At 68.5% G+C, this 26,054-nt stretch carries 25 protein-coding genes and 3 tRNA genes; 10 read left to right on the top strand and 18 right to left on the bottom strand.

Annotated elements, in window-relative coordinates; all coding sequences use genetic code 11:
• The 4 genes from AC1DXJ_RS13260 to AC1DXJ_RS13245 all read right to left on the bottom strand — a co-directional run.
• Positions 1-142 (bottom strand): helix-turn-helix domain-containing protein (locus AC1DXJ_RS13260; protein WP_477637158.1); only part of this gene is annotated, 142 nt, incomplete at its 3' end.
• A gap of 114 nt (positions 143-256) precedes the next feature.
• Positions 257-330: transfer RNA gene (locus AC1DXJ_RS13255), tRNA-Arg, on the bottom strand.
• A gap of 13 nt (positions 331-343) precedes the next feature.
• Complete coding sequence (locus tag AC1DXJ_RS13250) at positions 344-1,588, bottom strand: M20 metallopeptidase family protein (RefSeq protein WP_477637156.1); 1,245 nt, start codon at positions 1,586-1,588, stop codon at positions 344-346.
• A gap of 10 nt (positions 1,589-1,598) precedes the next feature.
• Positions 1,599-2,798 (bottom strand): PrsW family intramembrane metalloprotease, encoded by a 1,200-nt coding sequence (locus AC1DXJ_RS13245; RefSeq protein WP_477624414.1) that lies wholly within the window; start codon positions 2,796-2,798, stop codon positions 1,599-1,601.
• A gap of 65 nt (positions 2,799-2,863) precedes the next feature.
• On the opposite strand from AC1DXJ_RS13245, the gene orn reads away from it, so the two are divergent.
• From orn to AC1DXJ_RS13220, 5 genes are all read left to right on the top strand, one after another.
• Positions 2,864-3,493 (top strand): oligoribonuclease, encoded by a 630-nt coding sequence (orn, locus tag AC1DXJ_RS13240; protein ID WP_477624413.1) that lies wholly within the window; start codon positions 2,864-2,866, stop codon positions 3,491-3,493.
• 151 nt (positions 3,494-3,644) lie between these two features.
• Positions 3,645-3,720, top strand: a tRNA-His gene (locus tag AC1DXJ_RS13235).
• 81 nt (positions 3,721-3,801) lie between these two features.
• Complete coding sequence (locus tag AC1DXJ_RS13230) at positions 3,802-4,452, top strand: methyltransferase domain-containing protein (RefSeq protein ID WP_477637155.1); 651 nt, start codon at positions 3,802-3,804, stop codon at positions 4,450-4,452.
• Between the two features lie 101 nt (positions 4,453-4,553).
• Positions 4,554-5,183, top strand: coding sequence for a copper resistance CopC family protein (locus AC1DXJ_RS13225; RefSeq protein WP_477624420.1), 630 nt, complete (start codon positions 4,554-4,556; stop codon positions 5,181-5,183).
• A 58-nt stretch (positions 5,184-5,241) separates the two neighbouring features.
• Positions 5,242-5,317, top strand: a tRNA-Lys gene (locus AC1DXJ_RS13220).
• Positions 5,318-5,792: 475 nt separating this feature from the next.
• Here AC1DXJ_RS13220 and AC1DXJ_RS13215 read toward each other — a convergent pair.
• A complete protein-coding gene (locus tag AC1DXJ_RS13215; RefSeq protein WP_477615289.1) occupies positions 5,793-7,046 on the bottom strand; it encodes a PP2C family protein-serine/threonine phosphatase in 1,254 nt (417 codons plus the stop codon).
• Positions 7,047-7,262: 216 nt separating this feature from the next.
• On the opposite strand from AC1DXJ_RS13215, the gene AC1DXJ_RS13210 reads away from it, so the two are divergent.
• On the top strand, positions 7,263-7,601 hold the full coding sequence (locus AC1DXJ_RS13210) for an STAS domain-containing protein (RefSeq protein ID WP_477615288.1): 339 nt from the start codon (positions 7,263-7,265) through the stop codon (positions 7,599-7,601).
• Between the two features lie 25 nt (positions 7,602-7,626).
• Here AC1DXJ_RS13210 and AC1DXJ_RS13205 read toward each other — a convergent pair whose 3' ends face one another.
• From AC1DXJ_RS13205 to AC1DXJ_RS13185, 5 genes are all read right to left on the bottom strand, one after another.
• On the bottom strand, positions 7,627-7,902 hold the full coding sequence (locus tag AC1DXJ_RS13205; RefSeq protein ID WP_477615287.1) for a hypothetical protein: 276 nt from the start codon (positions 7,900-7,902) through the stop codon (positions 7,627-7,629).
• A gap of 145 nt (positions 7,903-8,047) precedes the next feature.
• Entirely contained in the window at positions 8,048-10,600 is a 2,553-nt protein-coding gene (ptsP, locus tag AC1DXJ_RS13200; RefSeq protein WP_477615286.1) for a phosphoenolpyruvate--protein phosphotransferase, read from the bottom strand.
• A gap of 57 nt (positions 10,601-10,657) precedes the next feature.
• The gene (gene dhaL / locus AC1DXJ_RS13195) at positions 10,658-11,296 is read right to left on the bottom strand and encodes a dihydroxyacetone kinase subunit DhaL (protein ID WP_477615285.1); all 639 of its coding nucleotides are present in this window, start codon (positions 11,294-11,296) and stop codon (positions 10,658-10,660) included.
• 2 nt (positions 11,297-11,298) lie between these two features.
• Positions 11,299-12,300 carry a dihydroxyacetone kinase subunit DhaK gene (gene dhaK / locus AC1DXJ_RS13190; protein ID WP_477615284.1) on the bottom strand — a complete coding sequence of 334 codons (1,002 nt, stop codon included), beginning with the start codon at positions 12,298-12,300 and terminating at the stop codon, positions 11,299-11,301.
• Between the two features lie 37 nt (positions 12,301-12,337).
• Entirely contained in the window at positions 12,338-13,129 is a 792-nt protein-coding gene (locus tag AC1DXJ_RS13185) for an MIP/aquaporin family protein (protein WP_477615283.1), read from the bottom strand.
• A 127-nt stretch (positions 13,130-13,256) separates the two neighbouring features.
• Between AC1DXJ_RS13185 and AC1DXJ_RS13180 the strand changes: the two genes are divergently transcribed.
• The 4 genes from AC1DXJ_RS13180 to AC1DXJ_RS13165 all read left to right on the top strand — a co-directional run bounded on the left by AC1DXJ_RS13180 (position 13,257) and on the right by AC1DXJ_RS13165 (position 15,934).
• Positions 13,257-14,024, top strand: coding sequence for an IclR family transcriptional regulator (locus tag AC1DXJ_RS13180; RefSeq protein ID WP_477624411.1), 768 nt, complete (start codon positions 13,257-13,259; stop codon positions 14,022-14,024).
• 57 nt (positions 14,025-14,081) lie between these two features.
• Positions 14,082-14,720: a DUF309 domain-containing protein gene (locus AC1DXJ_RS13175; protein WP_477615281.1), complete on the top strand. Its 639-nt coding sequence runs from the start codon at positions 14,082-14,084 to the stop codon at positions 14,718-14,720.
• A gap of 142 nt (positions 14,721-14,862) precedes the next feature.
• Positions 14,863-15,213, top strand: a complete 351-nt coding sequence (locus AC1DXJ_RS13170; RefSeq protein ID WP_477632623.1) for a VOC family protein — start codon at positions 14,863-14,865, stop codon at positions 15,211-15,213.
• 124 nt (positions 15,214-15,337) lie between these two features.
• Positions 15,338-15,934 carry a VOC family protein gene (locus tag AC1DXJ_RS13165; RefSeq protein WP_477615279.1) on the top strand — a complete coding sequence of 199 codons (597 nt, stop codon included), beginning with the start codon at positions 15,338-15,340 and terminating at the stop codon, positions 15,932-15,934.
• A 67-nt stretch (positions 15,935-16,001) separates the two neighbouring features.
• Here the strand turns inward: AC1DXJ_RS13165 and AC1DXJ_RS13160 are convergent, their stop codons facing one another.
• The 8 genes from AC1DXJ_RS13160 to AC1DXJ_RS13125 form a co-directional block, all read right to left on the bottom strand.
• Positions 16,002-16,559: a TetR/AcrR family transcriptional regulator gene (locus tag AC1DXJ_RS13160; protein ID WP_477615278.1), complete on the bottom strand. Its 558-nt coding sequence runs from the start codon at positions 16,557-16,559 to the stop codon at positions 16,002-16,004.
• Positions 16,556-16,996, bottom strand: coding sequence for an SRPBCC family protein (locus tag AC1DXJ_RS13155; RefSeq protein WP_477615277.1), 441 nt, complete (start codon positions 16,994-16,996; stop codon positions 16,556-16,558). The genes AC1DXJ_RS13160 and AC1DXJ_RS13155 overlap by 4 nt, the downstream gene beginning before the upstream one ends.
• A 102-nt stretch (positions 16,997-17,098) precedes the next feature.
• A complete protein-coding gene (locus AC1DXJ_RS13150; protein ID WP_477637154.1) occupies positions 17,099-18,349 on the bottom strand; it encodes an MFS transporter in 1,251 nt (416 codons plus the stop codon).
• A 198-nt stretch (positions 18,350-18,547) separates the two neighbouring features.
• Positions 18,548-19,045: a hypothetical protein gene (locus AC1DXJ_RS13145; RefSeq protein WP_477615275.1), complete on the bottom strand. Its 498-nt coding sequence runs from the start codon at positions 19,043-19,045 to the stop codon at positions 18,548-18,550.
• A 279-nt stretch (positions 19,046-19,324) separates the two neighbouring features.
• Positions 19,325-20,038 (bottom strand): response regulator transcription factor, encoded by a 714-nt coding sequence (locus AC1DXJ_RS13140; RefSeq protein WP_477615274.1) that lies wholly within the window; start codon positions 20,036-20,038, stop codon positions 19,325-19,327.
• Positions 20,035-21,798 carry a sensor histidine kinase gene (locus AC1DXJ_RS13135; protein WP_477637153.1) on the bottom strand — a complete coding sequence of 588 codons (1,764 nt, stop codon included), beginning with the start codon at positions 21,796-21,798 and terminating at the stop codon, positions 20,035-20,037. The genes AC1DXJ_RS13140 and AC1DXJ_RS13135 overlap by 4 nt, the downstream gene beginning before the upstream one ends.
• A 334-nt stretch (positions 21,799-22,132) precedes the next feature.
• A complete protein-coding gene (locus tag AC1DXJ_RS13130; RefSeq protein WP_477632618.1) occupies positions 22,133-24,670 on the bottom strand; it encodes a hypothetical protein in 2,538 nt (845 codons plus the stop codon).
• 396 nt (positions 24,671-25,066) lie between these two features.
• On the bottom strand, positions 25,067-25,816 hold the full coding sequence (locus AC1DXJ_RS13125; RefSeq protein WP_477632617.1) for a hypothetical protein: 750 nt from the start codon (positions 25,814-25,816) through the stop codon (positions 25,067-25,069).
• Between the last annotated feature and the right edge of the window lie 238 nt (positions 25,817-26,054).

Below are 26,054 nucleotides of genomic sequence, written 5' to 3'. Positions count from 1 at the left end.
CCAGCTCGTACCTGGCCAACCACTCGTGCAGGGTTTGCCGCGAGACCGACCAGGCGGCCGCGACCTCCTTCACCGTGCGGCCGTCACTGATGACCGCCAGAACCGCCTTGTACCGCTGCTCAGCCACGCTCATCTCCCTCATCAAGGGAGTGTCAAGGATCAGCCGAAGTAGGTGTCAACCATCAACCGAAACACTGTCAGGCATCAACCGAAGCCCAAACGTCAAGCATCAGGCGAAGTCGTACACAGCCGTGAGCGCCCCCGGCAGGACTCGAACCTGCGACCTAGAGATTAGAAGGCTCTTGCTCTATCCAGCTGAGCTACGGGGGCAATGGCGCAGAGTCTAGGACGAGCGCCACTCGTCACTCAGTTGCGCCAGGCGCCGCAGGGCGAGCTCGGCCAACAAGGCCGCGCCGTCGGGGACCACGGAGTCGTCGAAGTCTGCTCGCGGGGAGTGGTTGTCCGGTGCCGAGTCGAAGTCCGCGACAGGGCAGGCGCTCAGGTTGACGTAGGCGCTCGGCACCAGCTGTCCCACGAAGGAGAAGTCCTCCGCGCCCATCTCCGGGTTGCGCTGGTGGGCGTAGCGTTCCGCGCCGAAGAGATCCACGATCGTGTCCTTGGCGAACGCGTACTCGGCCTCGTCGTTGACCGTCACCGGGTAGCCCGGCAGGTGCTCGACCTCCGCCGTCAGCCCGTGCGCCTCGGCGAGCCTGGTGGCGAGCAGCTCGATCTTGCGAGTCACCTCGGCCCTGGCCTTCTCCGAGAGGCTGCGCACGGTCGCCTCGAAGACGGCGTCGTCGGGGATGATGTTGTCCTTGGTGCCGCCGACGAACTTGCCGACCGTGATGATGACCGGGTCGAAGACGTCGAACTGGCGCGTGACCAGCGTCTGGAGGGCGACGACGATCTCGCATGCCACCGGGATCGGGTCCTTGGCACGGAAAGGCTGGGACCCGTGACCGCCCTCGCCGACGACGCGCACCCTGACCTCGTCGGCCGCCGCCATGAGCGGCCCCGGGCGCCCGAACCACGTCCCCAGAGGGTGCTCGGAGGAATACACGTGCAGGGCGTATGCCGCGTCGACGCGCCTCCCAGCCGCCTCGAGCAGTCCCTCGTCGATCATCGGCTTCGCGCCGCCAGGGCCCTCCTCGCCCGGCTGGAACATGAACACGACGTCGCCGGCGAGCTGGTCGCGCAGCTCGTGCAGGATGCGCACGGCGCCCACGAGTCCCGCGACGTGGAGGTCGTGGCCGCACGCGTGCATCAGGCCCTGGTGGCGTGACACGAACTCCAGCGGCAGGTCTTCGCTGACGGGCAGGGCATCCATGTCCCCGCGGAGCAGGACGACCGGCCGCCCGCCGCGCCCGGGTTCGCTGGCGCGCCCCGCACCTCCGCGGCCCCGCAGGACGGCGACGACCGAGGAGAGCGACTCCCCCACGGTGATCTCGAGGTCCAGTCCGGCCAGGGCGTCGAGCACGGCCTGCTGGGTGAGGGGCAACGACATCCCGACCTCGGGGATCTGGTGCAGCTCGCGCCGGAGCGCGATGAGGTCCGGGCCGATGGTCGCAGCGATCTCGAGGGTGCGCACCCGCTGCACGCTAGTACGCCCCGAGGAAGTCCCTGCGGCTGGCAGTGATGGTCTGCAAGAGGTCACGTTCGGTCTCCAGCGCGCGCTCGTCGGCAGCGCTGTGGTGCATCCGTGCCCGGAGCAGGGCCAGCTCGCTCGCGGAGTCCTCGAATCGGCGCATCGACCGCAGCATGGCCCGGCCCCCAGCGGTCCTCGCCCAGACCCGGGCGGACCGGCGCCCGTTCATGGTCGAGAGCATGTGGACCTCGCTCGGCGACAGCCATCCGGCGTCGGCGTACTCGCTGAGGTGGCGGCCGATCAGGCGCCCCTCTCGGCGGCGTGCCCAGATCACCAGGGCGACGAAGGCGACGAAGATCGGCACCTCCACGAGGAGGTAGACCGACAGCAGCCCCGCTCCCCCCGTGATGGCCGCGAGGTTCCACACGGCGTGGGACAGTGCCGCGAGGAGGTAGCCACCGACAGGTGCGAGGACCTTGAGCCCGCGGTTGCGGGTCGTGGCGGCGATCCCGATGCCGATGCCGGTGAGCACGGTGAACATGGGGTGGGCGAACGGGGTGAAGAGGCAGCGCGCGATGAACGTGCCGGTGAGCGACGCGTCGCCACCGTGGTCGTAGGCCATCCCGAGGTACTGGATGTTCTCGGTGAACGCGAAGCCCGCCGCGACCACCCCCGCGTAGACCATGCCGTCGATGATCCCGTCGAACTCGCGACGCCGGAACCACCACACGAGCAGGACGAGCAACCCCTTGCAGGCTTCTTCCACCAGCGGCGCCGAGAACACGGCCGTGGCGAGCATCGCGTCGTCGTCACGACCGGTGGCGGCCTGGAACGCGACATTGGCCCCCGTGTTGAAGACCCCCGCGGCGAGCGCCGCGACGAGGGCGCCCCAGAGGAACGCCGTGACGAGATAACGCCACGGCTCAGCCTCGAACCGGTCCAGCCACAGGAACGTGGGGATCACGATGCCGAGCGGGATGGCCGCGAGCACCACGGCCAGGAGGGTCGTGACCAGGCCCAGGGTCGCCCCGTAGTAGACGGACAGGACGATCGCGGCCAGCCCGAACCCCACCACCATCAGGCCCACGAGCAGCCAGCCGCGCAGCCTGCCGCGACCGGTCCCGCCGGTGGACCCCTGCGAGGACGGCACGGACCCCCGCCCACCCGCGGGCGACGCGTCCGCGGCATACCTCTGCTCTGGTCCCCAGCTCATGACGGGCAGGGTAGTCGAGGCGGCCGCGGCGCCGCCCTGTCACCACAGGGCAATATGGTGGTCCGGTGACTGCCACCCCCACCGACCGCTCCGTCAACGACCGCATCGTCTGGATCGACTGCGAGATGACCGGGCTCTCCCTGGAGGCCGACGCCCTCATCGAGGTCGCGGCGCTCGTGACCGACTTCGAGCTCAACCAGCTCGGCGACGGCGTCGACGTCGTCATCACGCCCCCGGCCGAGGCGCTGGTGCAGATGGACGACTTCGTCCGCACCATGCACACCACGTCGGGGCTGCTCGATGAGCTGGCAGGCGGCACGACCATGGAGGATGCGCAGGAGCAGGTCCTCTCGTACATCCGCGAGTGGGTGCCCGAGCCGCGCAAGGCTCCGCTGGGCGGCAACACCGTGGGCACCGACCGCAACTTCCTCGCCCGCGACATGGCCGAGCTCGAGGCCCACCTGCACTACCGCATCATCGACGTGTCCTCGATCAAGGAGCTGTCGCGACGCTGGTACCCGCGCGCCTACTTCGGTTCGCCCAAGAAGTCCGGCGGCCACCGAGCGCTCGCCGACATCCGTGAGTCCATCGCCGAGCTGCGCTACTACCGCGAGGCGGTCTTCGTGGCACCCCCAGGCCCCGACAGCGACACGGCCAGGGGCATCGCGGCACGGCACGTGGTCAACCACAGCTGACCCACGAGCGACACCCTGGGTATGCCGCCGAGTCATGGACGGCGCGTCCCGCACCGACTCGCTGGTCTGCCGGGGTGGTCACGAGCACCGCTTCGGAACGGGTACTATTGGCGTCGCTTCCGCGGCCGGCATTGTCCGGTCGTGACGCATGGTGGGCGTAGCTCAGCTGGTAGAGCACCGCGTTGTGGTCGCGGGGGTCGCGGGTTCAAGCCCCGTCGCTCACCCCATACCGAAGGCCCCTGACCGGGATGGTCAGGGGCCTTCGTCGTGCTCTGGTGCTCGTGGTCCGGTGACGGGAGACTGGGCACATGCCGGGCTGCTGTGACCCCCAGGGGTACGACAAGATCTTCGGGCCCCGCTTCGCCCGGCGAGTGGCCCGTCGCTACCGCAAGCGCGGGCTGGGCTCGACCGAGCGCGACATGGTCGACTTCCTGGCCGGGCGTGGGCTGACGGGGGCCTCGGTCCTCGAGATCGGAGGCGGTGTCGGCGAGATGCAGCTCGAGCTGCTGCGCCGCGGCGCCGCTCACACGACCAACCTCGAGCTGGTCGCGGCCTACGATGGTCCGGCGCGGTCGCTGGCGGAGGAAGCCGGCCTCGCCGACCGCATGGAGCGACGGCTGCACGACATCGTCGAGGCTCCGGAGGAGGTGGAGGTGGCCGACGTGGTCGTGCTGCACCGAGTGGTCTGCTGCTACCCGGACTACGAACGACTGCTGGGCGCCGCCGCCGACCACACGCGGCACCTGCTCGTGTTCAGCCACCCTCCGCGCAACGTCGGCACACGCGCGTTCGTCTGGTCGCAGAATGCCGCGCTGCGACTGATCGGTCGTCCGTTCAAGACGTTCACCCACCCGCCCGAGGCCATGCTCGCGGTGCTGCGCGAACGCGGGCTCACGGCGGTCCACGCCCGCCACGGGGTTGTGTGGCACGTCGAGGGGCTCGTGCGAGAGGCCGGCTGACGCGCGAACTGGCTCAGGGAGTCGCTGGCGCCCTTCTCGCGGTGCGACTCAAGGGTGCTGGACCGGCTCCCGCCTCCGTCCGGCAGGATGGTCGGGTGTTCATGGACTCCGAGGGCAAGCGCAGGACGATCCGGATCGGCGTCTGGGTGGCGATCCTCGGACTGCTGCTGGGCGTGCTCGGCTCGATCGTCATGGCGACCGGGGCCGACGCCCACGCGGCGCTGACGTCGGTCTCCCCCAAGGACGGCTCCTCGGTGGACAAGGCGCCGACGCGGGTCGTGCTGACCTTCGACGAGCCCATCAGCACCAGCTTTGCGACCGTGACGGTCACCGGACCACAGGGTGCGGTGTCCGCGGGCAGGGCGGTGGTCGACGGCGTCACGGTCACCCAGGTCTTGGAGGCCGATCTTCCCAACGGCCGATACACCGTCGCGTTCCGCGTCGTGAGCGAGGACGGACACCCGGTCTCTGACAAGACCACGTTCACGGTGGCAGCCGCCGCTGCTTCGGCGACCGCGACCGACGCCCCGTCGGCCACGCCGCTTCCTGCGCCCTCCACCACGGCCGTCGCAAGCCCAGCGCCAACCCTCGCCGACGATTCCGGGGACGCCCGCAATGGCCGCGGTCTGCGGATCGGTTTGGCCGTCGGCGTCGCGGCTCTCGCCCTGGCTGGCGGGACTGCCCTGGTCGCCTCCGGCAGGCGGCGCTCCGGCGACGATCCGGGCGAATGAGTCGTGACGTCAGCCGATTTCACCCCGCCCGCCTCGTCCTGCTAAGGTCTCTCCTCGCGCGCCATTAGCTCAATTGGCAGAGCAGCTGACTCTTAATCAGCGGGTTCGGGGTTCGAGTCCCTGATGGCGCACCATCGTGATCTCTCAAGGGATCCCGGACAGGCCGGACCCAGGTTTTGGGTCCGGCCTTCTGGTTGTTGGTTGGGGGCCGGGTGGTCTGCCGAGGGGTTGGTAGTTCCTCGCTGGCCGAGAGTGAGCTCGCGGAGCATTTCCCCGGTTCCGGCGTAGATGAGAGCTCACACCGGGTGGCGCTCCCATTGTTGCTGGAGGCGTGCAGTTGGTGCTGGTTGTTACTCGTCGTTCTGGGCGTTTCGCAACCTGACCTGCGCGTTTCCGGTACGCCTGAAGATCGCAAGGCCACCGGATGGCCGCTCACGGTGCGAGCCGCTCCGACAAGCCATTGTCTTCCGCAGGTACACGGGCCCCGGCTCGGCCGCTCAAATTCCCTCCGCTGTCGATACTCCAGCCGTGTCCGAGCCTCGGGAGCGGCAGGCGAAGGACTCGAACCCCTGTTATCCGCAAAGGCGGCAGGCTCGTGATCGTCTATTGCTACAGCTCAATGATCAGAACAGCGGTGTCATCGGGTGCGGACTGAGGTTCAAGGACGGCCGTGACGATGGTGTCGATCAGGGCTTCGGGGCCCAGGCCGGGGTGGGCGGCCAGGCAGGCAACGAGGCGAGCGAGGCCCTGCGTGATGTCTTCACTACGGCGCTCGATGAGGCCGTCGGTGTAGAGGACCAACTTGGATCCGGGGCTGAAGTGGACGGCTGCCTGCGGGCGGGGGTCGGCTTCGGCGGTAGCGGCTAGCGGTGGACCGAGGGCCTGATCCAGGGCCTCGATCCTGCCGTCGTTGTGTTGCAGCAGTGGGGGCAGGTGGCCCGCGCTGCTGTAGGTCGCGGTGTGCAGCTGCAGGTCGAGGACGACTTTGACGGCCGTGGTTGCCGTCGCCTGCTCGATTTGTCGAGCGAACCGGTCCAGAACCCTCAGGGCATTTGCGGGTCCCACGTCGGCAACGGTCACGGCACTCAGGGCGCTGCGTAGCTGACCCATCACGGCAGCCGCCTGGAGTCCTTGACCCACGACGTCGCCCACCGCGACCGCTAGCCGCCCGTCTGGCAGCGCGGCCACGTCATACCAGTCGCCGCCGACACTCAGGGAGCTGCTGGCGGGCAGATACCGCGCCGCAACGCGCTCACGAGCCTCTTCGGGGATGCTGGCCGGGAGCATCGCACGTTGCAGGGTCAGGCTTGTCGTGCGTTCGCGGTCTTCGGCCTCCCGCAGGAGTGCGTTCGCAGTCTGCAGTTCCCGCGCCAAGCCGAACAGATCGGAGTGCTGCTCGAGGTTCAGGCTCGACAGCCCTGCTGTCGCGCCGAAGTCGGCGGCAATGGACAGCACCACGGGGGTCACGTCTTGGAGCTTGTGCAAGAGCGCAACCACCCCATTCGCCGGACCCTTGATGGGCGTGGCCGTGCTGATCCAGTAGCGCGTGGCGGGGGGCGATTGTGGTGCGGTGTCGATTCGCACGTCGTAGCGCTGCATGGGTAGGACCTGCGGCCGACCGGTGGACAGGCAACGCTCCAGGGATTCGCGAATTTGATCCGCGGCGCCTGCGAGAGACTCAAGCGAACCTGCCGGCAGCACGTCTAGAAGGTCACGCCCCACAAGGGCGCGTCGCGTGCGGCCGACGACACCCGAATAGGCAGTGTTCACATCCAGGATCTTGAGGTCCGGGCTGAGTAGCGCACACGGGTTGGGAAGGGCGTCAAAGACCGCGCGGTAGTCAAGGGGCGCGTCCCGATTCATTGGATGATCGTGCACCCTCACAGACCTCCATGCCCGACATTTGCGCGAGTCGTCGCAAGACGATCGATGGTGACACCCTCGTGAATGAACCAGACAGCGTTTGGACCACCGGTGTCTCTCCGCTCCTAGGCTTGCACCGGGCGCCGCAGTAGCAGACGGGCACGTGGCGGCACAGTATTCTTGCCGCGGTCGTTCGAGAGTGGGGCAGACGTGAACATGACATTGTCGATCGACGTGAGTCGCGACATCCCGGTAGTGCGCGTCGCGGGTGAGCTCGACCACGAGACGGTGCCTGCACTGAGGGCGGCCATGCAGGAGACGATCGACGGGCACCGAGACCTGATCCTGGACCTGCATGCCGTTACATTCCTCGACTCCAGCGCCCTCGGCATGTGCGTCACGCACCACAAGACCCTCCGAAAGCGAGGAGGTTCGCTTCGGATCGCGAACGCGTCCTCGCGGGCACTGACGCTGCTCACCCTCAGTGGGCTGAATCAGGTGCTCCAGCTCTACCCGACCCTCGATGCGGCTCTTGCGGTCCATGACCAGGGATGACTCCCGGGGTTTCGTCGCCCGCTCCTCAGACGCCCCGGGCGGCACGACGAACCAAGGCAACGGCTGACCAGACCATCTGTTCGACGGCCGCTTCGCGCGTCAGGCCGGCGATGTCGGTGAACCAGACCAGCGACTCGATCCCGCTCACAGCCCGGACCGCGATGGCCAGACGACGTACGCCGTCAGCGCCGAGCTGAGCGGCCAAGGGTTCGAGCGCCTCAGCGAACCAGCCGATCGCCCGTCCTTGGCGCAGCGGGAGCTGTCCCGACTCCGTGTCGGTCTCCAGCGACAGCCGCAGCATGGTCCGTTGCTGTGCAAGAGCTCCCAGCCCGAGCCAACAGAGTGCGGCCACACCCCCGATCACCTCTACATCAGGGCCAACACCTTGTCGCCGGTCAGGGCGACGGTTGCCACGATGATGGCGGCATTCACGGCGCAGGACGACGTCATCGTGTCTCGACACGACTTCCGGTCCGGGCTCCTGATTCCGGGTCGCCCTGCGTCTCCGCCATGCTGGCGAGGACGAGCTTGCGGACTTCGTTGGCGCCGGGCAACGTGAGCGCCTGCCCCGCCAGGGACGCGCACTGCTCTACGTTGAGCTGACGGATGGCCGCCTTGACCCTGGGCACCGCGGGAGGCGAGACGCTGAGCTCTCGCACGCCGAGCCCCACCAGGACCGGAATGGCGAGCTCGTCGGAAGCGGCCTCGCCACAGACAGCAACGTCGATTCGCCCATTCACTACTCGACAGACGTGGTCGATCAGGCGGAGCACACCCGGGTCGAGGGCGTCTGAGAGGGCTGCCACGGCGCCGTTCCCACGTTCGGCCGCCAGGGTGTACTGGGTCAGGTCGTTGGTGCCGATGCTGACGAAGTCGACGTAGGGCAGGAAGGCCTCGATCTTGAGCGCAGCGGAGGGGACCTCGATCATCGTGCCGATCTGAAGACCCGAAGGCAGGCCCAATGATCCGGCAGCCTCGATGAGGACCTGTCGCGCCTCGATCAGCTCGTCGGGCGTCGACACCATGGGCAGCATGATGCTGGTCGGTGAGTGACGCGCCGTGTGGCAGATGGCGGCCATCTGTTCGCGCAGCAGGTCCCGGTGCGTCAGGCTCAGCCGTATGCCGCGTTGGCCGAGGAACGGGTTGGCCTCGTGTGGCATGGGCAGGTAGGGCAGTGGCTTGTCACCGCCGACATCGAGGGTTCGCAGGGTGATGCGCCGACCGTCCATGGCCGCGGCGATGGAGTCGTACTGGCTCTGTTGCTCGTTGGTGTCGGGAGCGGCGGTCCTGTCGAGGAAGAGGAACTCCGTGCGCACCAGTCCGGCGCCGTCCGCCCCCGCCGCGAGCGCGGCACGCGCGTCGCTCAATGACCCGAGATTGGCAGCGACGAGGATGCGCGTGCCGTCACGGGACACCGCAGGCTGGTCGGCCAGGGCGACCTGCCGAACGCGTTGCTGTGCGGCCTCTGCGGCCCGGCGCTGGTACTCCTCGATCAGCTCGGGTGCCGGGTCGAGGTGCAGGGCACCGGTACCGCCGTCAAGGAGGATCGTCCTGCCTTCGGCGATCCCCAGCACCTCGGGACCGGCCCCGACGACGACCGGGATGTCGCGGGCCCGCGCCAAGATTGCCGCGTGCGACGTCGGACTCCCCTGGGCGAGAACCACTCCGGTCACCAGAGCGAGGTCCAAGCCGGCGGTCTCGGCGGGCGTGAGGTCGCTGGCAACCAGCACACCCTCTCCCGTCATCCGGCGGGCTGGTTGGCCGGTCAGAGCCTGCAACACCTGCTCTCCGACCGCGTGGACGTCGGCGGCTCGCTCCCTGAGGTAGGGGTCGGGAAGCTCGGCCCACTGACGTTCGATGTCGGCGAGTGAGCCGGCCCAGGCGGCAACCGCGCCGGTGCCGGGGCGAATTCGTGCCTTGACGTCGCCGAGGAGTTCGGTGTCGGTGAGGAGGGACAGGTGCGCATCGAAGATGCTGGCCTTGTCGGGCCCGACTTCCCGTTCGGTGAGAATCCGGACGTGCTCGATCTCACGGCGCACGGTCGCCACCGATTCCAGGACCCGCCGCCATTCCGCGGCCGGCTCCCCTGCGGGGTGTCCATCGAGATCGACGGGCGCGGCGCTCAGGCGGCGGACCTGGCCGATCGCGATTCCCGGGGAGGCTGGCAGCGGTCCGCTGCGGCGGGGGGCGGGTCGGGGCAGAGCAGGTCGAGCTGGGACCTGCTCGGGGGGTTCGTCGAACCKTCGCCCGGCGAGGGCCAGGACGTGCTCGACGGCCTCTTGAGCCTGCGGCCCGGTGGCACGAACCTCGACGTCGTGACCCTGCAGAGCCGTCAGCGTCGCCACTCGACTCAGGCTGGCTGCAGGGACGGGCCCGGCGCCGGTGGTGAGGTTCCTCAGCTGGACCGACGCATCGAGAGCGCGCACCTCGCTCACGAGTCGGGCCGCCGGTCGAGCGTGCAGGCCGTGGGGATTGGCCACCGAAAATACTCCGACGACGGCCTGCGCCTCGTCGTCCGGCTCGGGCGCGACTCCGGGCTCCGGGGGCGACAGGTGCGCGGCCTTACCCATCACCGCGTTCCGCGCCTCAGTCGCGACCTCTGCCCTGCTTGCGCCACCCGCCGCGGCGACGGCGGCCACGATGAGCCCTTCGACGAGAGGGGCCGGCGACAGCGTCACACGATCGCGGATGCTGGAGTCCCGTAGCAGGTCGAGCGCCAGCTCGGCACTGAGCACCGCGCTGCCGAGGTCCATGAGGACCACGACGCCGCCTGGGCCGTCCGCCCGTTCGATGGCCTGCATGATGCTGACGGCGTCGGTACCGAAGGTCGTGACGTCAAGACCGGCTGCCACTTCGATCTTCACTGGGCGGCCATGGAGCATCTCCCCCGCCAGCGCCACGGCCGCCAGGGCGAGCGCGCGGCTGTGGGAGACCACGACCAGACCGACCCGGCACTCGCTGTCTGTTGCGGGCGGCTTGGCGGATTTGCCCTCGGTCATTGTCACTGCCCTCCGCTGCTCGTCGTGCTGAACGTGAGTGTTCGATGGGTGGCTGTCTCAGGAGGCGGCATCTGCTGCAGCTTCGAGCAGCAGCGCCACGCTCGCCGCCCCTGGATCCTGATGGCCCACGCTCCGCTCACCGAGGTAGCTGGCCCGCCCTTTGCGCGCCAGCATGGGGGTCGTGGCGTCGCGACCCGCGGCGGCAGCATCCCGGGCCGCCTTGAGCCCGGTAGCCAGGGAGGCGTTGTCCGTGAGCGCTGCCTCGAGCGCATCGACGGCAGGCGCCAGAGCGTCATACATCGTCTTGTCGCCGGGGGCGGCCTTGCCTCGATCGACGATGCCCCCGAGCCCGGCTCGCAGCGCCGCTGCGACATCGTCTGCGGAGACCGTTTCGGCGGCGGCCCCCAGCGAGCCGCCCATTCGCATGAAGAGCGTCCCGAACAGTGGCCCGCTGGCTCCGCCTACCGTCGAGACCAGTGTCATGCCCACCTTGGTCAGAAGCGCGCCCGCCGTCGGCGGCCGGCTTTCATCGAGCGCAGCCACGGCGGCCTTCATGCCTCTGTCCATGTTCGACCCGTGGTCGGCATCGCCGATCGCTGCGTCGAGCTCGGTCAGGTGCTCGCGGTTGGCGGTGATGAGGTGTGCGAACCCGCGCACCCATTGCTCGAAGACCGCCGTGGTCACGGTGTCGCTCATGCTCAGATGCCCCATCTCAGTGCAGCAGTGTTGACAGGAGCGTCCCAGAGGGAGAGCAGCTCGTCATCGACCCTGAGGAGGGTGACCGAGACGCCGGCCATGTCGAGTGAGGTGATGTAGGAGCCGACGAGCGACCGGGCGATGGGCAGTCCCCGGCCGCCGAGGATCTTCTGGACCTCGTTGAAGATCACATAGAGCTCGATGAGCGGGGTGCCGCCGAGACCGTTGACGAACGCGATGACGGGGTTGCCCCGGGCGAACGGCAGGTCGGCGAGAATCGGCTCGACCAGGAGTGAGGCGATGTCGCTCGCGGGGGCGAGCGGCAGCCGGGCCCGGCCCGGTTCTCCGTGGATCCCGACACCGAGTTCCATCTCGTCGTCGCCCAGGTCGAAGGTCGGGCGCCCTGCCGCCGGCACGGTGCACGAGGTGAGGGCAAGGCCCATGCTTCGGCCGTTCTCGTTGACGGTCCTGGCGACCTGGGCGACCTCGTCGAGGTCGCGACCCTGCTCCGCTGCCGCCCCGGCGATCTTCTCGAGGAGCACGGTGACGCCGACTCCGCGTCGCCCCGCGGTCCAGGTGCTGTCCTGGACCGCCACGTCGTCGTCAGTGACCACGGAGACGATGCGGGCTCCGGTCTCCGCCGCCGCCATCTCTGCCGCCATCTCGAAGTTCATCACGTCGCCGGTGTAGTTCTTGACGACGTGCAGGATCCCTGCGCCTCCGTCCACCAGCTTGGTCGCGGCCAAGATCTGCCCAGGTACGGGCGAGGTGAAGATCTCTCCGGCACACGCCGCGTCGAGCATGCCCAGGCCGACGAATCCGCCATGGAGCGGTTCGTGTCCGGACCCTCCGCCGGAGATGATGCCCACCTTGCCTCTCTTCGGAGCGTCTCCGCGGTAGATGACCTTGCTCTCGTGGTCGACCCGCAGCTCAGGGTGGGCGGCTTCGATGCCACGCAGTGCCTCCACCACGACGTCGTTCGGGTCGTTGATCAACTTCTTCATCAGAGTCTCTTTTCGCAGTCAAACGGGTTCGGGACGGTCAGACGGTGCTGGTCTGACGGGAGATGGCGGCCTGCGCGTCGGGGTCGCCGAGATCCAGCCCGGGAGCCGCGACGGCACGGTCAGCCGGAGTGCGGGTGAGCAGGCCGTACAGCAGGGCGGCGACGACTCCGGCGAGGAGCTCGGCCGCGAGGTACACCGGGAGCTGGTGCCACTTCACCTCGCCGCCAGCGAGCTGCTGAACAAGCATGGGACCAACGGTACGAGCCGGGTTGATGGATGCGCCCGTTGCCGGAGCGACAGGGATGATGGCAGCGAAGACGACCAGGCCGATGGCCACGCCGGCGAACCCCGCGGCGGCCTTGCGGTGGATGACGCCGAAGATGGTGAACACGAGGATGAACGTGCCCACGAACTCGGCCGTAAAGGCTTGCAGCCAGCTGATGTCGCCGTACGAGGCAACACCCAGACCGACGTCGCTGGCCTTGTGTCCCAGGACACCGATGATCGCGGCAGCCCCGACGATCGCCCCGACGACCTGGGCTCCGATGTAGGCCGGCACCTGGGCCCACGGGAACTTGCCGGAGGCGGCCAGGCCCAGGGTGACTGCCGGGTTGATGTGGTTGCCACCGACATGCCCCAAGGCGTAGACGGTGGCAACGACCACGGTGCCGAACGCCAGGGAGATGACCCCCAGGTCGGCCATGGTGAACGGCGCCTTGCCGTTGACGATCAGGGTGGCGGGGACTGACCCCACGCCGATGAACACCAGGAAAGCGGTTCCGATGACCTCAGCGCCCAAACGCTGGAGGAGGGTGGTCTCGTCAAGCATCGCCCTTGCCCCTTTGCAAGTTGTCTGAATTTCATTCGATATTGTCGAACGTGATTTGGAGGCTACCCCTGTGATTCACTAGGAGGCAAGGGTTTTCGTGAACTACGTCACAGCGAAGAGGACATACGTGATCCAATCGGTCGATCGCGCCATCAAGGTTCTCAGCGCGCTTCAGGGCGCTCGACGGATGAGCCTGTCCGAGTTGGCCGCCCGCCTCGATCTGGCGCCCTCGACCACCCACGGAATCGTCCGCAGCCTGGTCGAGCACGGGATGGTGGTCCAGGAGCGCGGCTCCAGCCGTTACCAGCTGGGCCCGGCCGTTCTTCGGCTGGGCAACGTCTATCTCGACACGCTGGAGCTCCGGTCCAAGGCCATCCCCTGGGCCGAGGACCTCGCCCGGCGCACCGGTCTTGCCGTACGCACCGGCGTGCTGCTCGTCGACGACGTCGTGATCATCCACCACGAGCCGCGCCCGGACGGCAGTCGCCAGATGCCGGAGGTGGGCATCGTCATCCCGGCGCATGCGAGCGCCCTCGGCAAGGCTCTGCTCGCCTTCCTCCCAGAGGATGAGAAGCGAGTGCTGACCTCAGGAGAGCTGCGCAGCATGACCGGCGAGACGACCACCTCCGCCGACCAGCTTCGCGAGCAGCTGGAGGTGATCCGGTCGACCGGCATCGCCCTCGAGCAGGACGAGGCTGTGCTCGGCGAGAGCTCGCTGGCGAGCCCGGTCTTCGATTCGTACGGAGAGGCCGTGGGGGCCGTAGGGGTCGTGATCCCCTCAGACGGCGACGTTTCCCGCCACGACTCGCGCGACCTGGTTCGCGACACGGCCCGATCCGTGTCGCGGGAGCTGGGCGCCCAGGCGTGGCCCCCTCGCCCCCAGGGACGTAACTAAGCGACCGACAAGCGGTGGGTCCGGGGGCACCACCTGAACCGCCCAGTGAGCAGGGCGATGACCGCGTGCTCAGAGCCCCATGGCGGCACACACGTCAATGCCGTCGTGCGGGATCTTGATGGGTGTCACCGTTGTGTCGGCTGGGTGGTAGACGAAGTCGATGAGCCCAGTGGTGCTGAAAGGTTGTCAGGCCTTGATGATCGGTGGCGACCTGGACCCGCGCCCTACGCGGCGAGTGGTCTCGGTTCTTGGGAGACTGACCGCATGACAGGACGTGATCGTGACCGGGATACCGAAGGCCGGGCTCGCCAGGCGAGGCCTCGCGACGCGTTGGGTCGACCGCTGCCCTACGGAGCAGAAGGCGTCGAGCCGGTGTCGGAGGAGCCTCTTCCGCCAGAAGACACCCTCGAGGCAGCTCGAGCACTCGTGGCGGCTGGACGTCCCTTCGCCGCGCACGAGGTCTTGGAGGCGCGTTGGAAGGCCGGGCCGATCGAGGAACGGGACCTGTGGCAGGGCCTTGCGCAAGTCTGTGTTGCGGTCACGCACGCAGCACGCGGAAATCAGGTTGGGGCCGACCGACTGTTCGACCGCGCTGCGGAGAGACTGGAGGCGTTTGCTGCTACAGGACGCTGGGCCTACGGCCTTGACTTGCCGCTAGCAGTCGAGCGAGCACGAAGTCATCTCGGCGCATTGTGACGTGACGCCCGGCTCGCGGCGGATTGATGCACCCACCGGACGCCAGGCCGAGCTGGTCGCTGAGCACTGTCGATTGGAGACGGGCTCGAACGTCATCTGGTTGAAGGCCACGCCCGGTGGCCCCGCAGAACCGGAGGTCATCATGAGCCATTCCATCGTGCACGCCGAGATCCGTTCGAGCGACCCCGACGCAACAAGGGCATTCTTCGGCGAGCTGTTCGGCTGGACCTACCCAACCGAAGGCGCCTTCCCCGGCTACACCTTTGTCGAGACAGGGGTGCCCGGCGCCCTCTACACCGCGATCAGCCCGCTTCAGGGCGACGGCGACCTGGTCACGTTCTTCGTCGGCGTCGAGGACATGGCCGGCGCCATCGCCGAGACGACTCGCCTCGGCGGACGCGTCGTACAGGAGCCGGTCAGCGTTCCCGGAGTGTCATTCGCGCTGATCGCCGACCCTCAGGGTCATGTTGTCGGCTTGGCCCAGCAAGTTTGACGGGATGGCCGAAGAACCGCCCGACCGGGCCACCGGGCCGCCCCCCTGACCACGACCCTGATTGCCTCCCTTTGGCGACAGCCTGAGCACAAGCGTCTTACGCTATGGCCGAGAGGAGGCGGGGATGGCCGATCCGGTGGGCGACATCATCGGGGACTATCGGGCGTTCGCCGCGCAGCAGCGCGACCGCCTTCTCGCCCGTGGCATCGACATCGGCCAGTACCCCCTCAGCCACCTCGCCGTCCGGGTGCCGGAGTGGGACCAGTACACGCACGTTCGGAGTCTTCTCGAACGCCACGCGGTCGCCAATCGCGAGAACGTCTGGAACGGCCGGCCGATCTCCTTGATCGTTCCCACCGAACCGCTCGAAGTCCTGGACGGCAAGGTCGTCCCGCTCATCGAGCTCATCCCGCCTGTGCACCAGCGCGTCTACAAGATGGGGTTGGAGCACCTCGGCGTCGTGGTGGGCGACAGTTTTGACGCCTTCGTCGAAGCCCACAAGCCCGTCCTGACGGGACAGCAGTTCCAGGGCCCGAACAGCACACCCGACCCCGTGTACATCTTGTTCGAGGACTTCACCCACGTGAAGTTCTATCGACTTTCACTGAGGGCGTCCGTAGAGCTCGATGCTGGCCCGTTCGACGACGGGTTCCATCACGTGGACGACTGGGTGCCCCAGCGGCTCGTGACCGCGACCGGCCCGAACCCTCTGCCGCGCTGAGGCACGCCCGGCGCTGGCAGGCCGGAATCCGCGAGGTGGGCATTCGCGGCAACGCGATACCGCCTCGTCAGGCGCGCGCAGAGTCCGGCCCGTCCACGATCTCCCCTGGCCCGGAGCTCTCGCACCTGTCGCCAGCGGGATCGAAGGCCGCCACCAGCTCATCCCAGGCAGCCTGGACGTCCGCCCCTTCGGGGAACCGGTTCGCCAGCTCGAGGTCGACCAGCCCGTGGGCCGCAGCCCAAAGCGCACGCGCCCGGTCCACGTTCCCGCCGCTCAGTGCCACCAGGCGTGCTGACGCAGCAGTCTCCACGCCCTCCCCAAGCTGGTTGCGGTGCAACGGCTTCCTCGTCGTCAGCTCGTAGAGCGATGGATGTGCCAGCGCCCACTGGCGGTAAGCGCGGCCCAGGGCGCGAAGATCGACGGCGAGGTGCAAGGCACTCGCCAGTTGGGTCAGCGCCCTTTCCTGCAGCTCCGCCTCGATCCGCTCCTTGCCATCGACGTGCTTGTACAACGAAGGGGCCTTGACACCGAGCTCGCCCGCAACACGTCGCATTGACAGGGCGTCCGGCCCCTCGTCCTCCAGCAACCTCTGGGCGACGTCGACGATCTCCTCCAGGCGACTCATGCGGTTTTGCCCGACACCGCACGCTGCCGTAGTCCGTCGTTCATGGCCTCAAAACCGGCTCGGGTGCGGGCCAACACCTTGCCGGTGAGCGGAACCAGCAGGCCGCTGAAGGCCTCGGACTGGGTCAGCCGGGTGCCTTGGTCTCCCAAGGATTCCAGGGTGAAGGTGTGTCGGCCGTCGAAGATGCCCTTGATGCCCATGGTGCCGAGCCACTCCAGGCGACGGCCTGGCTCGACCTGGGTCACGGTGGGCTTGAACGTCATGGCTCGACCGCCGGGCGGCGCGATCCTGACCTCGAGCTGCTGGCCGGTGGCAAGCTCTCCGGACAGTTTCGTGATGAACGGGTTCCAGGCCGGGTATGCCGCGGTGTCGACGAGCGTCGCCCACACCCGCTCCTGGGTGGCCGGTATGTCGATGACCGTCGTGACATTCTTCATGGTAGTTCTCCTCAGGGATGTGGCTAACGGCGTTAGCCCACTGAGGAACAATGCTGGGCTAACACCGTTAGCCTGTCAAGGACCACCGCGACCCGGACGAGCTCATCGGACCCGTTTGACGGGGAGGATTGACGCCGCGGCGAGGAACGCACTCAGTCCCGCCACGGCATACAACACCGAGTAGCTCCCCCCGCTCAGGGCCAGGATGGCTGGCGCGATGGCAGGCGCGACAGCGCTGGGCAAGGCGCCCGCGATGTTCAGCACCCCAAGGTCCTTCGCAGCGGTATCCGGGTCGGGTAGAACGTCCACGACGAGGGCCAGGTCGACGGCCATGTACATGCCGAAGCCCAACCCGGCGACCGCCATGCCGACCAGGAAGCCGTTGAAGCTGCTGGCCGCGGCGATGAAGAACATGGCCAGGCCGTAGGTTGCCGAGGCTGTGACGACGAACGCCTTTCGCCGTCCCGTGCGGTCCGACAGCGTCCCCGCGACCAGCGACGCGGTGACCAGCACGACGGACTGGACGAGGGTGCCCAGGAAGACCTGTTGCGGCACAGCATCCTCGCTGCTCCCGAGGTGGTCCAAGAGGTAGTACGCCTGGTAGGTGGTCAGAAAGGCGAAGGCAAGGACGAACATGAAACGGCTGGCGAAGGCCCACGCGAAGTCCGGGCTCCTGCGCGGGCTGACCCAGAACGTGATGGCCAGCTCCCGCACCGACCACGTCGGCTTGTCTGCCCGGTCAAGTCGACGGTCCGGCAACGTCACCGCGAAGAGCAGGATGAAGAGCCCGCCGACGAGGCACGGCATGAGAAACATCGCGAGCATGTGGCCTGTGAACAGCTTGACGAGGAACGTGCCCGCCACCGAAGCGATCGGGAGGCACACGCCGAGAACTCCGGCCACCATCCCGCGCTGGGTGGACGGCACCTGGTCGGGCAGCACCGCCACCATCGTGGCCAGCAGCGCGTTGAAACCCAGTTGCGCCAGGCACCATCCCAGCAGGACCACGGGGATGGTCGGCGCCAGCGCAACGATGAGGACGCCCGCGGAGCCACCCGCGAGTCCGGCCACGATCCACGGCCGGCGCATACCCAGCGCGGAGGTGGTGCGGTCGCTGAGCTTGCCGAAGAAGGGGTTGGCGACGACTGCCACGGCGGCACCGATACCGGCAACCAGCGCAAGGCTGTTGGGTGCCCGGTCGATCCCGACGAGCGAGTTCACCTTCAGTGCCAGGCTCACCAACAACGGCGCGAGAAACACCAGGCACGTACTCATGTACGCCAACGTGTAGAGCAGTAGGAAGCGCCATTCGACGTCGGGCATCGTGGCGCGGTCCGCCTCCACCGTGGCCATGCCAGCGGCGGCGTTGTGTGAAGGGGTCGCGTCGATGCACCCAGTGTGCTCCGCCCCCGTTGCCCACCTGTTTCGCCGACATGTCCTCGGCGGTTCGAAGCGCGACAGAATGCTCGGCCGACGACCGAACCGCCCCCGCCGTGTCTTGGGCGAGAGCGGTTCGATTCGGACGCCCCGTTGCGAGGGCCCTTTCCGGCGTCAGGCCGTGTAGCCCTCCGCAGTCAGGCAGCGCGCGGCAATGACGCCGCTCTTGCCGACGGAACCACTGATCCGCCAGTAGGGACGGATGGTGTGCCAGCCAGCGGGGACATAGAGCACGACCATGCTGTGACGGGTCTGCCAGTACTGCGTGTAGTTGGCGAAGTTCTGGGCGCCTGGCGTCTGGATCCCGCCGGCGTCGACGCGGTAGCCGAGCCGGATCTCGGCGAGGCTGCTGACGCCCGCGTCGGCGTTGAAGTTGACCACGACGTAGCGACCGGTGGCGCCGTTGTTGACCCGCACCACCGAGTTGACGGGCTGCCAGCCGCTGGATGCGGTGTTGCTCCGGGCGTCGAACGCACACGCCTTCTGGTAGTAGGGAATGGCCTGGGCGGGCCCGGCCATCATCGCCGACATGCCGACCCCGGCAACCACGGCGGTGCTTGCGCCAATGAGTGCCTTCTTCGTACGGGACATGGTGGACAGAGCTGCAGACATGGTGAACCTTCGTTTCGTTCTGGTGAAGCCTGGTGTGGTGGCCCCCGGAGGGAGTGCGCCGACCCTGCGCCGGTTCTCAGATGGTTGGCGCCCGCTGATCCGGACCCGTCCCATCGGCGACATCTGTTGCGTTCCTTGGCTGTTCGTGTGGACGTCCTGCGTCGCACTGCTGAACAGTGTTGGCGCACGGAGGGCGTCGCGGATCCGCGTTTGCCCGCGCTGTCCCTACGTGGAAACACGCAAGATTTCAGACTCGAGCGGGGCCGGGGCCGGGCTCCCTCACGGGCGGCTGTGCTGCGCCTGCAGGTAGGCAAGCACCGCCAGGACACGACGGTTGAGGGTCGTGTCGTGCCCGTGCAGGGGTAGCTTGGCGAAGACAGAGGCGACGTGGGCCTCGACGGTCCGCGGTGACAGATGCAGCTGCCGCCCGATCCCCGCGTTGGACATGCCCTCTGCCATCAGGCCGAGCACCTCCAGCTCCCGGTCCGTCAGGCTGCTGAGGGCGGAGGTCCGGCCATGGCTGCCCGTGAGGAGCTCGGAGACGATGTTCGGGTCTACGGCGGTGCCCCCTTCGGCAACCCTGGCTATGCCCTCCACCAGCGTGGGCACGTCGTTGACCCGGTCCTTGAGCAGGTAGCCCAGACCGGCTGCTCCGTCCTGAAGGAGTCGACGTGCCCATTCCGCCTCGGCATAGGTGCTGAGGACCAGCACCCCCACATGCGGCCAGTCCCGCCGGATGACGTGCGCCGTGACGATCCCCTCATCGGTGTGCGTCGGCGGCATGCGCACGTCGAGCACGACGACATCGGGACGGGCCGCCTTGATGAGGGCCGGCAAAGGCTCCGCGCTGGCCACTTGGCCCACCACCTCGATCCCCGCCGCGGTGAGGAGCCCGGCCAGACCCTGGCGGAAGAGTGACGAGTCGTCCACGAGGATCACCCGCAGGTGTTGCCCGGCGTCCGACAGGTCCTGTGGTCCCGGCGGGGCGCTCACGATGACTGACCGACTGTGACGGGGAAGCCGACCCGAAGCCGGCTGCCACAGGATTGGGGATGACCGGCGCAGGGGTCGGTGTGCAGGACGACCTCGCCACCCAGCGCGTGCACCCGGTCCCGCAGGCCCATGAGCCCGCCCTCCGGGGTGAAGTGTGCCTTGCCGTTGCCGTCGTCCGCGATCTCGACGGACAGGTACGGCCCCTCGGCCACGACCGTCACCGTCGCGGTCGTGGCCCCGGCATACCGCGTGATGTTCGCGAGCGCCTCGGCCACGACGAAGTACACCGCGGACTCGACTGCCGGCTCCAACCGGCGCCCGGCCAGGACCGGATCCAGCCGCAAGGTGACCCGCTCGGAGGCGCTCTGGCACAGGTAGGGCAGCGCGGCGCCGAGCCCGCCCTGGCTCAGCGCAGCCGGGTGGATGCCGCGGGCGAGCTGGCGCAGCTCGGCCATGGCGTCGGTGAGCCGGGTCCGTGCTTCGCTGACGAGGTCGCGCATTTGCGCCTCGGTCGCGAAGTCGGACTGCGCGAGTGTCGCCATCACCGCCAGGAACTGCTGCTGTGCGCCGTCGTGGAGGTTGCGCTCCACCCTGCGTCGCTCCGCCATGCCAGCCTCCACGATCCGGGCACGCGACGCCCGGAGCTCGGCCATCCGCTGAAGCAACTCACTGGTGAGCCGCGTGTTCTCGATCCCGAGCTGGGCTGCCGAGAACGCCGAGCGGAGCAGCACAGGGTCGCCGACGGCGCGCCGGTCGTATCCCACCACCACCAGAGCCGTCCCGTCCGCCGATGCCAGCGCCACCCTCCCCGTCCTGTCGCTCCCGGTTGCCCAAGGGGCTGGGTCGGCGCCCCACAGGGGAGCCCTGTCGTCGTCGCTGGCCGGTCTCACGGTGAGTGATGGGTCGAGCAGCACGTGGCGCAGCGCCATCTCGAGCTGGGCGAGGTCGCCCGTGCCGGCCGCACGGAGGATCTCCGACGTCACCGCGGCGGCGGCGGCCCGTCGGCGAAGCAGGTCGGCGAGGAGCCCCACCGGAATGGTCGCCGCACTGAGGTTCCGCGCGACCGCCACCGGCGCCCACGCCGCGCTGGGGGTCCCGAGGATCCAAACGACCTGGTCGAGGGCCGCGGCCGTGGCGCAGATGGCGCCCACGACGGCGAGGGGCATGAGGGACTGCCGGGTGACACCACGCGAGCCGGCCGCACGCATCACCAGCAGGACGCCCGCCCAGCCCAACAGCAGAGTCGTGCAGCCGTAGGCGCCCCGGATGAACACCCAGTCGTGCCACCACGCGTCCAGCGCGAGCACCGGTCGGTCGAAGGATGCGTGCAGGGGGCTGGGAAGGGTGCCACGGGTGAAGACCAGCGGCACCCGCAGCAGGACACTCGAGACCACCAGGCCCCAGCCGACCACCCGACCCTGCGTCGTCATCCTCGATTCGGGGTATCGCAGCACGAGGGTGACAGCAGCGGCCAGGTACAGCGGCTCGAGGACGAAACCGACCACCGTCAGTCCCTGAGGGTACGCGGGGTGGTTGAGGTCGCCGGGAATGGTCGCCGCCGCGACCGCGAGGCAGGCCCAGCCGTTGACCCTGGGAAGCCCCGCGGCGAACAGCGCCAGTCCCACCACGACAAACGCGATGACGACGAGCCAGGCGATGGACACCAGGGCGACGTCGTCACGAAGGTGCGGCAGAGAGGTGCCGATCTTCAGGGCGACTATGCCGATTCCCGTGGCCGTGGCGACGTGAGCCCGACTCAAGCTCTTCCGCACTCCGCTCGACCGCCTTTCCGCTGTCACACCGTGTTTTCACCGACTCGGACTCGGCCTTTCCACGCACCACCTTCCCGGGGACACACGGATCCCGACCCCGGCCCGCTCGACCTACGGTGACGAACGAGGGTCCTGGAGCGACGCAACTGACGTCTCGGGTCGAGGTCGGAAGGTCCGGCCGCGGAGGATGCCTCGGAACCTGAGCGGAGGAAGTCGTGAAACGCAGCAGAACCCGTCGGACCGGCGGCCACCACCCCCAGGTCCACCGCTCCGCCGCCGGCTGGGCGTGGCAGTGCGCCTGTGGGGGCGCCTCGTCCCGCAGCTATCCATGTGACTCGTCCTGGCACGTGGTGCTCGTCGGCGCCTTGCACCACGCCAGCTCCGTCATCGCCTGACGCACCAGGCTGCACCCCAGCTCGCGGTACGCCTCGAAGGTGAACTCGTCGAAGAGCTCGTACTCCATGGTCGTTGACGGGAAGCCGGGGTTGCGCGTGCGGTAGCTCTGCAGGTCCCAGGGCTGACCCTTCGGCAGCAAGGCCTTGATGTAGACGATGTCGCACGTCGACCCGTCGGGATAGGTCGCCGTGCAGACGGTCCACCCGCTCCGCGGGTACTGGCGAGCTCCTCGGCGCAACCGGCGGGGGTCGAACGCGATCTCCACCTGCTGGTCCATCCGTGCGGTGGCGATGGCGTTGGCCATAGTGGGGAAGCCGTCCTCCGGGTCCCCCGATCCGTCGAGCATGATGATGCGACGCGGCTTCGTGCGCAGGGCCTCCACGAGACCGAGGTTGTCGTAGTGGCCGCCGTCCGTGACGTACAGGAACGGCATGATGATCCGGGGCAGCCCGATGGCCTCGTGGAACAACAGCGATGGCGCGAAGTTGTCGAGGTAGTCGTTCACGCGAAGGACCCACCGAGCCCACCTCAGTCCCTCGGTGCCCCGCTGTCGTCGCGCGTCGTTGGCGACCCAGTACGGGTTCCGCACCCAGAGACCGAGGCGGATGTTGGCCAGGGCCAGCAGCAGCCGGTAGCGGCCCAGGACCCTGTCGTCGCGTCCCGCGATGGGGGCCACGGCCGCCCCGGACATCGCGACCGCCATGGCCACGGTGAGCTGACGGGACGCCCGGGCGTTCCACTTGACGTCCAGGTCGTAGCTGTAGGCCTTCGCGTCGAGCAGGGCGGTCCCCCCGGGTAGCCGCGGATCGCTGATCCCGATCGTGTCGGACAGGACGAAGGGCGTGCCGTGGCGGTCGGCCGGGAGCAGGTCGGGGTCGCGCACGTTGGCCGTCCCCAGGAGCATGAGCTTCGGCCAGACGCCGGGCGACGCGTCGGCGTTCACCTCCGCGAGGGTGGGCGTCGTGAAGGGCTCCGGCTTCCCCCCATCCGGTTGGTACGAGAGGTATGCCGCGTCCAGCCGGTCGCGGTAGAACTGGAAGATCGACGTGTCGTTCACCTTGAAGAGGACGGCGATCAGAAGCGGGACGAACACGAACACCCAGCCGTGGGTTCCGAGGATCCAGGCGTCCCGAAGGGCGAGCCAGGTGAACAGGACCAACGACCCGTACAGCCCGACGAGGAACACGATGATGGCGAGCACGGGTGCCGCCTGACGCCGGAACCAGGTGAGGAAACCCTGCTGTCCGGCGCTGAGGACGTCCTGTCGTAGACCGGTTCGCGCGGCGTTCAGGAGGCCGAGAAACGCGGTCAACGTCGTCACCAGGCCCGCGAGGGTGACCTGGAAGGTGCCGAGGTCGGGGCCGGTCCAGCTCTGCGTCCGGCCCTCGAGCTGGTACGCCAACCACAGCACCCCTGGGAAGAGCGGGAAGAAGAACAGGGCCATCTGGGACGCGCGGGCACCGAGGTTGCCGACGGCGAACTGCCACCCCTCTGAGGTCTCCCAGGTGCTGCGGCGCTGGGAGAACGTTGCTGGGCCAGCGCGGGCGCGCTCGGCATTGCGCCCCTCCCCCGACCAGGGGGCCGGATTCCGACGTGCGAGCAGGAACCACACGAAGGCCACCCCGAACAGGAACAGCGACGGAAGCGCCAGCAGGGGAAGCGGTTGGTGGCCTCCAGCGTTCCACGCCCAGTCACCGTCGTCGGGAACCACGAGAAGCCCGCTGCTCACGGCATACGTGGCCATCAGCCACGCCAGCACGACGCTCAGGCAGCCCAGCAGAACCAGGTTGGACATGATGCCCAGGAGCAGGGAGGCAATGAGCTCGAACCGTACCTCCGGTGAGGAGGCGAGGTACTTCGTCGACCGGCGCAGCCGGTTGAGCTCATCGGAACCGCTGGCGAACGGACCGGGATCGCCGTGGCAGTCCACGGGGCTGTCGGCCGGGCGTACGCCCTCGACACCGCTGGCCCGCCTCCGCCGCCACGCCAACGTGCTGAACGCCGCGGCCATGTACCCGCCACCGCTGACGCCGACGAGGTGACTCGCACCCTGGAGGATCCGGTGGTGCGACAGTTGCTGAAGGGCCCCCAGGCAGAACGAGGCGGACTTGATGCCTCCCCCCGAGCAGCAGACGACCGTGGTGGGCCCGGGCGCTGGGTCGTCGTCCCCGGGCCGGGCGCCTTTGACGATGCCGACCGGCCCCGAGGGCACCGCGTCGGCGGGCGGGCCACTGCCGACAAGCTCAGCCTGCTCGCCCGCGAACGGCCGGCTGACGACGAGGGCGAGGAAGCGCAGCAATGTCATGAGTAGCAGCACGGCGAGCACCACCACCAGGAAGACCAAGGCTGGATTCTGTTGGGGCGCGCCCTGGTCGAGCAGCGCGAGATAGAGCAGCAGGAGCAGCGACACCGCACTCAGAGCGGCGAGGTGCGCGAAGGCGCACTTGCGGCCCTTGCGTTCCACGAAGGCCGCGTCGTGGACCGGCTGAGGCTGTTGGCGCTCATGCGTCGCTGCCCCCGGAGCTGAAGCCGTGACCGGGTCTGACCCGGGCATCCGCGACACCGGAGGGAGTGCTCTCGCCTCGTGCGACATGGAAGGCATCCCTTCTCGCCGACCCCGGCTCGACGCCGCCGGGAGGCTGCTCGGCATGCCGAGCGGCAAGCCAGCAGGAGTCAGCGCGTCGATGCGAAGGCAAACCCATGCTATGGGTCCGATGCGAGGGCGTACAGGGCTAGCCGACCGACGATGCACGGTCCGCCTCGGACAGGGACCTGGCGTGGCAGACCACACCGAGCCCGCCCGCGCGGCAGTGGGCGCGTCCCACCTTGGCGGGACGGGCCCATCGGGTCGCGAGATCGATCAGGGGGTGACGGCGGCCGTCCTTGGTACCAGCCGACTTCCGGAGGGCACTGGGAACGGATGGCCGAGGACGGCGAGCCGGCCCCGCACCTGGTTCTGGGCTTGACAGTCGTTGGTGCAGTTGGTCGGCGGGTTCGCGACTTCGGTTGCGTCCTCACCGGTGACGAAGCCCAGGCGGCCACCACTGGCAACGTCCCAGGCGGACATGCCGCCGCAGTGCCGGACGCTGGGCGTGACGGGGGTGGACGTGTTGCACGCCGCTTGTGGCACGCGGGTCGCCACCTGGGCGCTGTCGCGAGCCACGAAGCGTGGCGACACGTCGTTGGCGATGTTGACGCGCGTGGACACCTGGACGCAGAACTGCCCGGGCGGTCCGGTTTGGACGCTGGTGCAGCCCGAGCCGAGGAACTGACCAACCCGGGCCCGGAAGTTCGGGTTGTCGAAGTAGAACGGTGTCAGCCCGGGAACCGTTGACTCGGCCAAGGTGTGCGTGATGCGGGTGGTTGTGCCGTCGCTTCGCTCGGGCTCCATCTGGAAGATCCCGCCCTGTGCGCAGTCCTTGGCCTGGATCTTCATCGACAGGCCTGGGCCCGTGCGTTGCAGCACGAGGTCCTCGTCGTCGAGCTCGATGGAGATGGCGCTGCTCAGCACGAGCCCACGGTGGTTGGGCACCTTGCTGGCGAAGACGGGGGTGAAACGTCCGCCCGTGATGTCGAGCTCGTTGGCCGCACCGGTGAAGGCCTGGTTCATGACGGCGAAGTCCGCGCTGCGGACGTCGAACTGGGTGTACCGGCCACGGACGGCGAACGTGGCCCCGAACTGAAATGCGGGGATCGTCGTGCGGACTCGGTCCTCCCCGGCGGCGGCGACGGTGGCTCCCGTCGCGAGGTTGACCAGCCGGAAGCCGCCGTTGACGCACCCCTTGGAGGACGCGGCCTGCGCCGGTGCTGTCGAAGTGGCCAGGGCTGAGGCGACGAGGGCTACGGCG

The sequence above is a fragment of the Pedococcus sp. P2_D9 genome (assembly GCF_056404275.1).
The sequence above is the reverse complement of the archived record's forward strand: the minus strand, read 5'-3'. Positions and strand labels throughout refer to the sequence as shown.

Coding starts and splice junctions, on each gene's coding strand:
- AC1DXJ_RS13245 (WP_477624414.1), bottom strand. CDS start 2,798: ATGAGCTGGGGACCAGAGCAGAGGTATGCCGCGGACGCGTCGCCCGCG.
- AC1DXJ_RS13230 (WP_477637155.1), top strand. CDS start 3,802: ATGCCGGGCTGCTGTGACCCCCAGGGGTACGACAAGATCTTCGGGCCC.
- AC1DXJ_RS13225 (WP_477624420.1), top strand. CDS start 4,554: ATGGACTCCGAGGGCAAGCGCAGGACGATCCGGATCGGCGTCTGGGTG.
- AC1DXJ_RS13215 (WP_477615289.1), bottom strand. CDS start 7,046: ATGAATCGGGACGCGCCCCTTGACTACCGCGCGGTCTTTGACGCCCTT.
- AC1DXJ_RS13210 (WP_477615288.1), top strand. CDS start 7,263: ATGACATTGTCGATCGACGTGAGTCGCGACATCCCGGTAGTGCGCGTC.
- AC1DXJ_RS13205 (WP_477615287.1), bottom strand. CDS start 7,902: ATGCTGCGGCTGTCGCTGGAGACCGACACGGAGTCGGGACAGCTCCCG.
- dhaL (WP_477615285.1), bottom strand. CDS start 11,296: ATGAGCGACACCGTGACCACGGCGGTCTTCGAGCAATGGGTGCGCGGG.
- dhaK (WP_477615284.1), bottom strand. CDS start 12,300: ATGAAGAAGTTGATCAACGACCCGAACGACGTCGTGGTGGAGGCACTG.
- AC1DXJ_RS13185 (WP_477615283.1), bottom strand. CDS start 13,129: ATGCTTGACGAGACCACCCTCCTCCAGCGTTTGGGCGCTGAGGTCATC.
- AC1DXJ_RS13175 (WP_477615281.1), top strand. CDS start 14,082: ATGACCGCGTGCTCAGAGCCCCATGGCGGCACACACGTCAATGCCGTC.
- AC1DXJ_RS13170 (WP_477632623.1), top strand. CDS start 14,863: ATGAGCCATTCCATCGTGCACGCCGAGATCCGTTCGAGCGACCCCGAC.
- AC1DXJ_RS13165 (WP_477615279.1), top strand. CDS start 15,338: ATGGCCGATCCGGTGGGCGACATCATCGGGGACTATCGGGCGTTCGCC.
- AC1DXJ_RS13160 (WP_477615278.1), bottom strand. CDS start 16,559: ATGAGTCGCCTGGAGGAGATCGTCGACGTCGCCCAGAGGTTGCTGGAG.
- AC1DXJ_RS13155 (WP_477615277.1), bottom strand. CDS start 16,996: ATGAAGAATGTCACGACGGTCATCGACATACCGGCCACCCAGGAGCGG.
- AC1DXJ_RS13150 (WP_477637154.1), bottom strand. CDS start 18,349: ATGGCCACGGTGGAGGCGGACCGCGCCACGATGCCCGACGTCGAATGG.
- AC1DXJ_RS13145 (WP_477615275.1), bottom strand. CDS start 19,045: ATGTCTGCAGCTCTGTCCACCATGTCCCGTACGAAGAAGGCACTCATT.
- AC1DXJ_RS13125 (WP_477632617.1), bottom strand. CDS start 25,816: ATGAACCAGGCCTTCACCGGTGCGGCCAACGAGCTCGACATCACGGGC.